The sequence below is a fragment of the Modicisalibacter radicis genome (genome assembly GCF_900961225.1).
Lineage (GTDB): Bacteria > Pseudomonadota > Gammaproteobacteria > Pseudomonadales > Halomonadaceae > Modicisalibacter.
The window spans coordinates 181433-194373 of the sequence record NZ_CAAHFN010000120.1 but is presented as its reverse complement, the minus strand read 5'-3'; the positions used below and the strand labels follow the sequence as shown (position 1 = coordinate 194373).

The following is a 12941-nucleotide window of genomic DNA, read 5'->3' as shown; positions in this document are numbered from 1 at the left end:
TCGAAACTGTCCCGCAAGGCCGCGGGGGAAAGAGCGCCCGTCAACGTCAGGGCCCCGGTGATATGGTAGGCACTGCTGTCCGGATCCAGACGCCACAGGAACCACTGCCGCCGTTGCGCATACGAGGAGGGGAAAACCCCACGCGCCGCTCGCGCGACAATCGGCAATTGCGTGAAATCGATGTCCTGCTGCTGCAACGCCTCGAGAAAGGCGCCCTGCTTGTCTTGCGGCAAACGCGAGAAGCGCTCGGCGATCGTGCGCTTGTTGAATTCCATATCAGCTCTCCAGACCATCCAGTAACGCCGCCATCTTTTCCAACTGCGCCCCTGCGTCTTGCTGCGCGCCATCCACCTGCTCCCGGATGGCTTCGCTCATCGCCATCAACGACGAATGATCGAAGTAGCTACGCAAGGGGATCCGTACGGCGAAACGCTCCTTGACCCTGGACTGCACCTGCAACGTCGACAGTGAATGCCCACCGAGTTCGAAGAAGCTGTCGTGGCGCCCCACCCGCTCGACGCCCAGCACGTCCGCCCAGATCGACGCCAGGGCCTCTTCCATCTCGCCTTGCGGCGGTTCGTACGACGCGCCACTCGCCGGATCCGGCTCGGGCAGGGCCTTCCGGTCCACCTTGCCGTTGGGGCTCACTGGCAGGGCATCCAGCGCGACCATGACGCCCGGCACCATGTAGTCCGGCAGGCGTTGCCCCAGTCGCTCGCGCAGAACCGTGGTATCAAGGTCGACAGAGGGCTGGGGAACCACATACACCACCAGTCGCGCGCCACCAGGGTGGTCTTGCGCGACCGCAACGGCCTCGCGAACCTCGGGCTGCGCCAGCAGTGCCGCCTCGACCTCGCCCAGTTCGATGCGCAGGCCGCGGATCTTCACCTGATGATCGAGGCGGCCCAGGTACTCGAGCTGGCCGTCGTCCCGCCAGCGCACCCGGTCGCCGGTGCGGTACAGCCGTCCGCCCGAGCCGAACGGATCGGCGATGAAGCGGTCCGCCGTCAGACCGGGGCGCTGCAGGTAGCCGCGGGCCAGCCCCTCGCCGCCCAGGTACAACTCGCCCGGCACACCCGCGGGCATGAGGTTGAGGTTGGCATCGAGCACCAGCGCCTTGCGTTCCCCGACTGGTCGGCCGATCGGGACATGAGTCGACTGCCCGAGACCATCCTCTTCGGCCCATAACGTGGGCGAAATGACCGTCTCGGCCGGGCCGTAGGCGTTGAAGAGGCGCTCCGGCTGGCAGGTTCGACGGATCCCGTCGAAGTCGTCTGCGGACCAGGCTTCACCGCCGGCGATGCAGAGCCGCACCGGCAAGGCACCTGGACGTAGGCTTTGGTGGAGGTGGCGCAGATAAACCGGTGGTAGATACAACACGCTGACGGCATGCTTGCGCACCAGGCTCGCCAGGGTGTCAGGTGCCAGATGGCGCCCTTGGGGTAGCACGAGGGCGGCTCCCGCCAAGAGAGGCAACAGCCACTGCTCGCCGGCCGCGTCGAAACTGATCGAGGCGAACTGCAGCAGGCGATCCTCGGGCGTCAGGCCATAGCGATCACCCGCCGCCTGGAGGTGCATCGCCAGGGGGCCATGACTCACGCCGACGCCCTTGGGCCGCCCGGTGGAGCCCGAGGTGTAGATCACATAGGCCAGGTGGTCGCCGTGCAGCGCCACGCCGGGGTTGGTCGATGACTGATGAGCGAGGTCCAGCCGGTCCAGCGCGAGCACGCTCAGACCCTCGGTCGCGGGCAAGGCATCACGCAGATGCTGCTGGGTCAACAGCAGGTCAATACCGCTGTCGGCGATCATGTAGGCCAGCCGCTCGGCCGGATAGTCCGGGTCCAGCGGCACGTAGGCGCCACCGGCCTTGAGGATCCCCAGCAGCCCCACCACCAGCTCGATGGAGCGCTCCATGGCGATACCCACCCGGGTCTCGGGGCGCACGCCCCGGCCGATCAGGTAGTGGGCCAAGCGATTGGCGCGGACATCGAGTTCGGCATAGCTCAGGGACTGATCCTCGAAGACCAGCGCCGTGGCCTCGGGCGTGGTCATCGCCTGACGCTCGAACAGGCGGTGCACCGGTTCGACGTCGGGGTAACGCCGGGGGTTCTCGCCCCAGCTCGCGAGTTGCTGTCGTTCGGGCTCGCTAAGCCAGTCGATTTCACCGAGCGTCTTATCGACCGCCTGCGTGGTGGGCTCACACAGTTGCATCATGGCCCCCACCAGGTGCTGGATCAGGCGCTCGACAACGCTGGCGTCCAATTGCGAGCGCGCATAGCCACAACGCAGCGTCAACGACGCCTGGTGGAAGGCGACCAGGGTCACCGGGTAGTGGGTCGATTCCCGGCTGTCCACCTCACCGAACCTCAATCCACCCGATAGGTCCCGCCGCAATGTCTCGTCCACCGGGTAGTTCTCGAACACCACCAGGCTGTCGAACAATCCCTGACCACCCTGACCCGCCAAGCGTTGAATCTCGTAGAGCGGTGTGTGCTCGTGCTCACGGCTCGCCAGATTTTGCTCCTGCAGCTTGCGTAACCACTCCCCAACGCGCAGTTCAGGGTGTGGAGACGTGATGACCGGCAGCGTATTGATAAAGGGGCCGATGAGTTGCTCGGCTCCAGCCAGATCCTCTGGCCGCCCCGCCACAGTGGCACCGAAGCATATGCTGCGCTGGTCGCTATAGCGTGACAGCAACAATGCCCAAGCTCCCTGCACCAAGGTGTTGAGGGTCACCCGGCTCTGTTTGGCGAAGGCCTCCAGCCGTTTCGTGGCTTCCACGTCCAGGGTGTAACCAACCTCGGCATGGCCCGGGCCGGCTGACTCACACGGCACCGAAGGTCCGGGCAGAGCACTGACCAGTCGTGTGGGTTCCTTCAGATGGAGAAGCTGTTCACGCCAATAGGCTTCGCTGGCACCTCCATCACGACGCTGTAGCCAATCGATGTAATCGCGATAGCGTCCCTCCACCGTAGGCAACGCCCCACCCGCATAGTGGTGTAGTACTTCGCCCATCAACAGCGCGGTACTCCAACCGTCCACTAACAGGTGATGGCGTGTCCAAATGAAGTGATGTCGTGTCTCCCCGGTGTGCACCAGCGCCATACGCATCAATGGTGGCGTGGTGAGATCCAGTGGACGACGCTGCTCCAGGGCCAAGGCATCCAGCGCCGTCGCCCGATCCGTGCGACTACGCCAATCCTCCTCGAACCACGAAAGGTCGACTGCTTTGGACACCCACTGCAGAGGCGTCTCCCCCTGTCCCAGAAAGCCGCTGCGCAGTATCTCGTGGCGCTCCAGCATCTGATGCCAGGCGGCCTTGAAGCGCTCGGCATCCAGTCCCTCGATCTCTATCCGCAATTGGTTGAGATAGGCATCATCCTGAGTGTCGTAAAGACCATGGAACAGCATGCCCTGTTGCAACGGCGACAGCGGATAAAGATCCAGCAGTTGATCGGCGGCAACGGGCAAGTCGTCGAGTTGCTCTTGCGTAACCTCGGCCAACGGGAAGTCCGAAGGCGTAGCACCACGAACGCCGCTGTCACAGTGCTCGATCAATGCCTCCAGTTGCGCTTGGAAGCTTGCTTGCAAGTCACGCATCGTTGCCTCGCCGTGAACCTCACGGCTGTACTGCCAGTCAAAGCGCAGTTGGCCTTCCTGAACCCAGGCCACCACCTCGATCCAGGTGCGGCGCTCGCTCTGCGGCGCACGGGGCTGCCCTGTGCTCTCTTTGGCGAACCGCCAGGCCGCATCGCCTGGCAGAGTACGATCCAACTGGCCCAGATAATTGAAGGTGACCTGGGGATAGGCGCCACCGGCCAGCGCGGGCGCCTCTTTCAGATAGCGCAGCACGCCGTAGCCGAGTCCCTTGTCGGGCACCTGACGCAGTTGCTCCTTGATGGCCTTGAGGTTCGAACCCGGCTCCGCATTGCCCGGCACCAGGCGAACCGGGTAGAGGGAGGTGAACCAACCCACGCTGCGACTGAGATCAACACCATCGAACAGGTCTTCGCGGCCATGGCCTTCCAGCTCGACCAGCACGCTGTCTCGCTCCGCCCATTGGCACAGGGCGCTCGACAGCGCGGTCAGCAACAAATCGTCGACTTGGGTACGGTAGGCTTTATGTACCGGGCCCAGCAGTTGCGTGGTCGCCTCGACAGACAAGCTGCCAGCAAGTGATGCGATGTCGGCAACGGTGTTGCTGCCCTGAGGGTTCCGTGACGGCAGGCTGGGCTCTGGCTCTTTGACGAGGCCTTCCCAATAGGAGCGCTGCTCAGCCAACGCCTCCGATATGGCGTAGTCGGCCAGGACTCGCGACCACTCCTCTAGCGAAGTGATAGCGGATGGCAGGTCGATGGCCTTTCCTGCACTTGACTGCGCGTAGGCCGCTTGCAGGTCGTCGAGAATCACGCGCCACGAGACGCCGTCGACCACCAGGTGGTGAGCCACCAGCAGCAAGCGTCCACCATGATCGCCTGCCAATTCCATCCAGATGGCACGAAACGGGCGTTCCAGGCTCAGGCTGCGCTGGGCAGCATCGGCGGTCTGGGTGATGGCCTGCGCCGGATCCGCATGATCGCTTACGTCCACATGCTCGAAGAGGTCATCGGCTAGCTTGCCATAGGCTTGTTGCCAGCTATCGCCAATGCGCTCAAAGCGCAACCGCAAGGCACCATGGTGTTCTACCACGGCCTCGATGGCACGCCGTAGCGGCGCGGCATCTGCACCATTGGCTGCTTCCAGCATCAACGACTGATTCCAGTGGTGTTGCCCAGCGCCGCAGTGCTCGAAGAACCAGCGCTGTACCGGCAGCAGTGCAAAGGAGGCCACCTTATCGGGCGCAGCCGCTGGTTTAGGGGCGGTGGCCACCAGAGGCGTGGCCATCGCCGCCACGGCGGCCACGGTCTGCCCTTCCATCAACTGCTTGGGCGTTACCTTGTAGCCACGCTTGCGCGAGCGCGCCACGATCTGCAGGCTGAGGATGGAGTCGCCACCCAGTTCGAAGAAGTTGTCGTTGCGTCCCACCTTCTCGCAGCCGATCACCTCGGCCCAGACAGCGGCCAAGATCTCCTCCGCGTCTCCCTGCGGAGCTTCGAAAGCCTCAACGCCACCGGCCGCATCCGGTTCCGGTAGCGCCTGTCGATCCAGCTTGCCGTTGGCGGTCAGCGGCAGGGCGTCCAACGGGGTGATGCCGGCCGGCACCATGTAATCCGGCAAGCGGCCGCCAAGCTGCCCGAGCAGCACTGACGGATCGAGCTCGGATCCGGCCTCGGCTACCACATAGGCATGCAACTGCGTGCGGCCATCCTCGCTTTCACGTGCGACGACCCCGGCGTCGTCGATGCCCGGCCAATCACGCAGCACCGCGGCGATCTCGCTCGGCTCCACCCGATAGCCCCTGATCTTGACCTGATCGTCCACGCGACCGAGGAATTCCAGGCTACCGTCGGCCAATTGACGCACCCGGTCACCGCTACGATAAAGCCGCTCACCTTCATGGAACGGGTTGGCCACGAAGCGTCCCGCCGTTTGCCCGGCGCGGCCCAGATAACCTTGCGCCAAACCGACACCCCCAAGATAGAGCTCGCCCGCAACGCCCCTCGGCACCGGACTGAGCCAGGGGTCGAGCACCCACGCCTGGGCGTTGGCCAGCGGCGTGCCGATCGGCAGTGTGGCGGCATGCCGATCCGCCGCCTCGGCCTCCTGTGTCAGGATGCCTACCGTGGTTTCGGTGGGACCATAGTGGTTGAGTACTCGGCATCCCGGACTGAGTTCGGCGATACGCTCCACCAGCGCCCAATCGGCGGCCTCCCCGCCGAGAATCAGGCGCTCTCTGGGCAATACGTCTGCCGGGTTTGCCGCACTCAGCAGCGCTCGCAGGTGGCTGGGCACGATCTTGAGGACATCTATGCGACGTTCACGCAGGCAACTGGCGAACGCATCCGGATCGAAGGCGCACTCCTGCGGTATCAGATGCAGTGTGCGCCCCGTACACAAGGCACCAAACAGCACGGTATGCCCCAGATCCGCCGCCACCGTCGACACCATAGCCATGTTGCGGGCATCCTCTGGTAGCGTCAGCGCTTGCAGTACGCCCTGCAGGTAATTGGCCAGGGCAGCGTGACTGACCGCCACCCCCTTGGGTTGGCCGGTGGAGCCGGAGGTATAGATCACATAGGCGGTCTGCTGGGGATGGATGACGGGTGGTTCGTGCTCAACTGCAGCCGGAAGATCATCGGCAAACGCCAGTTCCATTACCGGAACGGCACCGCTCCAGTCGCGAGCCGTACTGCTCAGCATTAAACGAGCGCCACTGTCAGCCAGTTGATAGGCCAAACGCTCAGTTGGTAGTTGCGGATCCAACGGCACAAAGGCCCCACCCGCTTTGAGTACAGCGAGAATACCGAGCACGTACTCGCACGAGCGCTCGGCATGGACGCCAACGGGTACCTCGGGCCCTACGCCCTGGTCGACTAATGCCACCGCCAGTCGCTGGACATGAGCATCCAGGCTGGCATAGGTATAGTGGGTTTGCCCGTCGTCAACCGCTACCTCATTGGCATTGGATACCACGGCTTTTGACAGTAAAGAAGGGATATCCTGGGAGAAAAACTCACGCCGATTTCCTTTCAGCGTAGAGACCGGCTCGGGTAGCGATAACATGGCCATATGAGCCCGTGGTTCGGCTACGATCTGATCGGCAAGGAACCTGAATGCCTGGCAAAAGTGTTCGATGGTGTTGGCATCGAATAGCTCTGCCGAATAGGCGAAGAGCCCCGATATTCCCTCAGGCTCATCGCAGAAATCGAGGCTCAGGTCGAAGTGAGCGATGCCGGTCAATATCTGTTCGGCTTGGACGGTCAAGCCAGCCACATTTCGTTCCGCCTGCCACATTTCCTGTTGCGTACACTTCACCTGGAACAGTGGATGCACACCCGGTTGCCGTTCGAGCTGAAGTGCCTCTACCAACTGATCGAAGGGAACATCCTGATGTAGTTGGGCATCGATGAGAGTCCCGTTCACCTCCTCCAGCAGGCGTTCGACATTTCCAGTGGGATCGATCCGGGTGCGCAGCACAACGACATTGACAAGATATCCAATCAGGCCCTGGAGCTCGGCTTTATGCCGATGGGCAATTGGAGCCCCTACCTTGATATCCGTCTCACCGCTAAAGCGATACAGCGTCAGCTTCAACAGCGCCAAGATCACGGCGTAGAGCGAAACGCTTCGTCCACGGGCCAGGCTACGTAGTTGCTCGCTCAACTCACGGGAAAGCGTAAAGCGGAGCTGTCCTTCACGGGGGGCAGATAACGCTTGGCGTGGGCGATCAAGAGGCAGCGCCAGAGGGGACTGGTCCCCGGATAGGCGTTCACACCAGTGCGCAAGTTGTCTCTGTCGCTCACTACTCTGCTGCTGACGCTGCTGCCAGTCCGCATAATCGGCGAACTGTACTGGCAGTGGTGCAAGCTTGACTTCTCGCTGAGTGAACGCGCCCTCATAAAGCGCGCATAGATCATCGATGAGCACCTGAACCGACCAGCCGTCGCCAGCAATATGGTGCAGCACGACAGCCAGTACGTGGTGTTCCGGGGACAGTCGATAGAGTGTGACGGTCAAAGGCGGTACTTGATCCAGAGCAAAAGGCTGCAGCGCCAGCCTGGAGAGTGCGTCATGCAGCGCCAGTTCCCGCTCCTTCCCGGTATCGCCCGGCACATCAATGTACTCCAGCTCGGGACGCCAATTGGCCGCTAGCCGCTGCACCGGCTCTCCCGTCTGGTCCATGGGATAGTATGTGCGCAGAACCTCATGCCGCTGCACGAGAGCTACGAGCGCAACCCCAAGGGCCGACACTTCCAATGTACCCCTGAGATGCAAAGCCCCCGCCATGTTGTAGCCAGCGCTCTGGGGATCGAGCTGCCATGTCAGCCATAAGCTGCGCTGGCCTTCCGACAACGGTAACTCGCCGTGGCGTTGATCATCGGAGAGACGCGGGATGAGTTCCGATGCCTGGTCCGAGCCGGTCGCCAGACGCGCTTTGATGGCCTTGGCCATGGCGGAAAGTCGCGGCTCCTCGAACAACGTGTGCAGTGATAACTCGACACCCCAGCGCTCACTGATGGCGGCAGCTAGACGCGCGGCGGAGAGCGAATCGCCGCCGCTGGCAAAAAAATTCGCTTGTCGTCCCAATGCCCGGCTGTCGTCACCCCCCAGTACCTGGCGCCAGAGCATTGCCAACGCCTGCTCGGTTGAAGTCTCCGGCGTCTCGGCGACCTGCGGAGACTCTCCCTCTCCAGCAAACCTCCCGAATTGATGGACGGCATAGGCATCCAGCGTTCCTGCCTCCCAGCCTTGGCGGCAGGCGCTGCGCTGCAGTTTGCCGCTGGAAGTCTTCGGCAACCCGCCGGGGTTGAGCAGCAGCGCAACCGATAGCGGCTCATGACAGGCGTTGCCGACCGCCTCGCTTAGTGCTTCGATCAGTTTTTCGGCGGGCGCCAGCTTCTGCATGCCGCGGGAGACTTCTGCTGCGACACCGATCCCCTCGACGCCTTCGGGGGTGGTCACCGCGAAGGCCGCAATTCGTCCCTTGCGAACCGCCTCCACCTCCGCTTCGATAGCGCACTCGATGTCCTGGGGGTAGACGTTATGGCCACGCAGGATGATTAGATCCTTGATGCGCCCCGCGACATACAGCTGCCCGTCATGCAGGAAGCCCAGGTCGCCGGTGCGCAGCCAACGATCGTCTCGGGCGTTGTGGTCTTCTGCCTGGGTATCGTGAGCGTCGCTATCGTGAGCACCGGTACGTTGCCAGCTAACACCATCACGGGTAACAAAGGTCTTGGCCGTGGCTTCAGGGTTCTGCCAATACCCCTGCGCCACGCTGGGTCCATTGACCCAGATCTCACCGACGTCACCTTCGGGCAGCGGGTGAAGCCCCTCGGGATCGACGATATCGACAGCGTGGCCGGGTGGCGGTGTACCGCAGCCCACCAGAGTGTTGCCTTCAACCGCTGAGGCAGCCTTTCCCTCGGCCAGCGACTGTTGAGAAAAAGCAGTGCCCACCATGCCCGTACCGCGCGAATTACAGCTAACCAATAACGTGGCTTCAGCCAAGCCATAGCAGGGTGCTGCGGTGTCAGCGGCAAAGCCGGCCGGGCGGAAGCGTTCGATGAAACCAGTGAGGGTTGCGTGACGTACCGGCTCGGCGCCCGAGAACGCCACCCGCCAACTGGACAAGTCGAGCGTCTCGATCTGCTCGTCGCGGAGTCGTTCGAGACATAGCCGATAGGCGAAATCGGGGCCACCGCTGACGGTACCGCGGTGACGGGAGATCGCCTCCAGCCAGCGAACCGGCCGCTGCAGAAAGAAGGTGGGGCTCATCAACACCACAGGGATACCGCGATGAATGGGCTGCAACAGACCGCCGATCAGCCCCATGTCGTGGTAGAGCGGCAGCCAGCTGACGAAGACATCGTCGGCGCCGATCGAGAAGCCCGTCTCGATGGCGACTTCGTTGGCCATCAGGTTACCGTGGCTGACCATGACCCCCTTGGGCGCGGCCGTGGAGCCCGAGGTGTATTGCAAGAAGGCGATATCGTCTTCGTGCGGGCGGTGCCCGGCCCAGCATTCGGCGCGAGACTCGTCCACGCCATCCACGGCGATCAGTTCGGCACTACCGAAGCCCTCGCTCGCCGAAGCGACCACCTCGATGATCGTCGTCGAGGTGAGTACACAAGCGGCCCGGGAGTCGGCGGCAATGGCGCGCAGGCGCGCCAGGTGCTGTTGTTTCGACGACTCCGGCGGAAAGACCGGCACGGCAATGACGCCGGCATGGAGGCAGGCGAAGAATGCCACCACATAGTGCTGATCGTTATCGAGCAGTATCAGGGCCCGCTCGCCTGGCGCGAAGCGCTCCTGCAGCTCGGCGGCCAGGGCCCGAGAGCGCCGCTCGAGGGTGGCGTAGTCCAGGGTGGTCTCGCCCTGCGCGTTGACCACGATCAGGGCCCTGTCGGCGGGCCTCTCTGTGGCCAGCCTGCCGAGGTGCTCGATAAAGTCGCGAGGATGATCAGTGCGTGGTGTCGGGATGTGTCCTGCGTTCATGGGGATACCTGCTGGGAAGCCGAGGGCCGGTAAGTCGTTACAAAGGGTCGTTGGCGAGATTTCCATGCCCTTCCGCCATGGCCACCACGACCTTGCGTGGCCCCTTGAACGGCGTGCGGGCATGGGCAACCAGCATGTTGTCGAGCATCAGTACATCGCCGGACTGCCAGGGAAAGGTCACCGTTTCCTCGGCCAGCACATCGCGAATCTCATCGAAGATGGCGTCATCGATGGGGCTGCCGTCGGCGAAGAAGACGTTGCGCGGCATATCTTCGGGATCGAGCAATTCCTCGAGGCTTTCGCGCACTTCAGGCTGCAGGTTGGAGACATGGAAGAGGTGTCCCTGGTTGAACCAAACGCGCTCGCCGGTGACCGGGTGGGTTTCCATGCCCTGACACAGCTGTGTCGTACGCAGTTCGCCATCGGGCTTCCACTCCCAGCGAATACCGGCTCGGCGGCAGAATGACTCGACCTCGGCGCGATCGTCGGTGCCGAATACCTGCTGCCAAGGCACATCGAAGTCGCCGTAGTTGCGCACGTAGAGAATGCCGGGCTCGAAACGCTCGCGAATCCCTGCCGGCATGCGGCGGTAGATGGCGCGACTATCGGCAATGGGCGTTTCACCGCCCTCGGGAGCAGCCGTGACGCAGTGGAACCAGATCTTCATCGGCCATTCCCGGGTATAGGCCTGTTCGTTGTGCAGTGGGATGTGCTGGTGGGCGGGATACTCAGTCGAGGTATAGATCCCCGAGGAAACCGCCGAGCGAGGCGTGGAGGCGAATTCGTAACTCAGTAACGGATGACCGAAGGCGGCGGCGAATTGCTGGAAATCCTCGACCGCCGGCACCTGAAAACCGCGCAGCAATACGCCACCGACTCGCGCCACGTGCGACTCGATATCGGCACGCAATCCGCCGAACGCATCCAGTAGCGGCTGTCCTTCACGATCGGCCGTGATCAGATGGGGCAGTTCCGAGCCTGCCGGCGCCTGGCGTTCGAACTCCCTCGTGGCATATTCCACTGATGTTGCACGGTTGCTAGACATGATGGGTCTCCTGGAAAGTGAGGCTTGGAAGTCCGCCCGGTGGCAGGTCCGCATGGGCCAGCGCGGCGACATACGCCGTTGGCGCGTGCAGCGCCCAGGCTGTTACAGGTATCGGGATGGACAGGTGGAGGTCGATTCGATAACCGTGCCGCCGGGGCGGAGCGGGGGCGACAGAGAGCGCCTGCAAATGGTCGCCGATCCCCACCCCCAGGGCCTTGAGCGCCGCTTCCTTCACCACCCAGCGCTCGATGAAAGGCAGCGCAGCCTTGCCGCTGGCGTGGTCTCGCTGCTCGCGCGGCGACAGCACCCAGGCAACCAGCGCCGCGAGATCCGCATCGGGCTGGCGACGCTCGATGTCGATGCCGATCTCGCCGCACGGCGCCAAGGCAATGAGGGCATATTCACCGGCATGGGAGACATTGAACGCCGGCCCATCGCCGTTACCCAGGCGCGGCTTGCCATAGGCGTTCTCGGTGAACGTCAGCTCGTCCGCCGCGACGCCCATCCGGCACGCCATCAGTCGCCGCAGGCCGGCACGCGTCGTCACCGAACGCACCACATCCGCCGGGTTACGCAGCCGGCGCACCCGCTGCAGCTCCGCTACGCTCATCAGTCGGTAATCGTCTGCGGCCGCCGGGGCGTCCAGGTCGAGCGCCAGCTGCCAGACCTCGACCCCCGCGGGGACCGATTCAGGTAGCGACAGGCGCTGCATCGGGCACCTCCACACGCTGACCGGACAGGATCCGCTCGATGGCCGACAGCACTTGCCGCTCCTGTTGACGGATGAAGAAGTGACCGCCATCGAACCAGTCCAGCGAGAACTCGGCGCCGGTCTCCTGCTGCCAGGCGGCCATGAACGCGGGATCGATGGCGTCGTCACGCCCGGCCAGGACATGCACCGGGATGTTCAAGGGAGCCGATTCGCGGTAGCCAAAGCTTTCGCATACCCGATAGTCGGCGCCCAGGGTATCCAGGGTGATGCGCAGCAATTCGGGGTTGGCGAACACCTCTTCAGGGGTACCGCCCTGCCGGCGCAGGTCGGCGATCAGGGCGGCATCGTCGTGCTTGCCGGGCAGGCCCTGCGTATCGCGCCGCGCCGGTGCCGGGCTGCCCGAGGCCAGCAGCGCACGGGGCAGGGGCGCCCCGGCGGCGCGCAGGCGCTGCACCATGCCATAGGCCAGCAGCGCACCCATGCTGTGGCCGAACAGCGCATAGCGCGGGCCCATGCCCCCTTGCGCAGGCGGCTCGCTACACAGCCGGGAAACGAGCCGTTCGAAGTCTTCGACGCAGGGCTCGGCAAGCCGCGTGCCCCGTCCTGGCAACTCGACGGGCTGCACCTCTATCCAGCTCGGCAGGCGGGCCTTCCAGCGTAGATACATCGTGGCGCTGGCCCCGGCACAGGGCAGGCAGAACAGCGTCAGCGGCTCAGCCTGCATTCACCTGCTCCGCCTCGGCGGCGGCCTGCTCGTCCATCCACTGGCGTAGCGAGAGCGGCCGCATGTCGGTCCAGGTCTTGTCCACGTAGTCGAGGCAGGTCGCCTTGTCGCCGAGCACGCCGGTATCCGCCCAGCCCTCGGGAATCGCCTTCCATTCGGGCCACAGGGAATACTGCTCTTCGTGGTTGACCAGGACGCGGAAGGTCTCGCCCTCGCGATCGAAACAGCTTGTCATGATGCTCACCTCGTCATCGCATGAACGCAAAGAAGCGAATGTGATTGCTTCTCATTTCAAATGACGGGTGAGGCGGGTAAGAATTTAGCGATCAGCCCAAGGAGATCGCCGGGGGGAAGCTCAGGTG

The 12941-nt window shown here is 63.6% G+C and carries 6 protein-coding genes; all 6 read right to left on the bottom strand.

The window, feature by feature from the left end:
- Positions 1–275: hypothetical protein (locus tag HR9077_RS19990; RefSeq protein ID WP_168381006.1), on the bottom strand; the 275-nt coding region annotated here is incomplete at its 3' end.
- Position 276: 1 nt separating this feature from the next.
- A complete protein-coding gene (locus HR9077_RS19985) occupies positions 277–10098 on the bottom strand; it encodes a non-ribosomal peptide synthetase (RefSeq protein ID WP_168381005.1) in 9822 nt (3273 codons plus the stop codon).
- 37 nt (positions 10099–10135) lie between these two features.
- A complete protein-coding gene (locus tag HR9077_RS19980) occupies positions 10136–11143 on the bottom strand; it encodes a TauD/TfdA family dioxygenase (protein WP_136069055.1) in 1008 nt (335 codons plus the stop codon).
- Positions 11136–11855 carry a 4'-phosphopantetheinyl transferase family protein gene (locus HR9077_RS19975; RefSeq protein ID WP_168381004.1) on the bottom strand — a complete coding sequence of 240 codons (720 nt, stop codon included), beginning with the start codon at positions 11853–11855 and terminating at the stop codon, positions 11136–11138. Before HR9077_RS19975 ends, HR9077_RS19980 begins: the two co-directional genes overlap by 8 nt.
- The gene (locus tag HR9077_RS19970; protein ID WP_136069053.1) at positions 11833–12579 is read right to left on the bottom strand and encodes a thioesterase II family protein; all 747 of its coding nucleotides are present in this window, start codon (positions 12577–12579) and stop codon (positions 11833–11835) included. The genes HR9077_RS19975 and HR9077_RS19970 overlap by 23 nt, the downstream gene beginning before the upstream one ends.
- The gene (locus HR9077_RS19965; protein WP_280178456.1) at positions 12569–12814 is read right to left on the bottom strand and encodes an MbtH family protein; all 246 of its coding nucleotides are present in this window, start codon (positions 12812–12814) and stop codon (positions 12569–12571) included. The genes HR9077_RS19970 and HR9077_RS19965 overlap by 11 nt, the downstream gene beginning before the upstream one ends.
- Between the last annotated feature and the right edge of the window lie 127 nt (positions 12815–12941).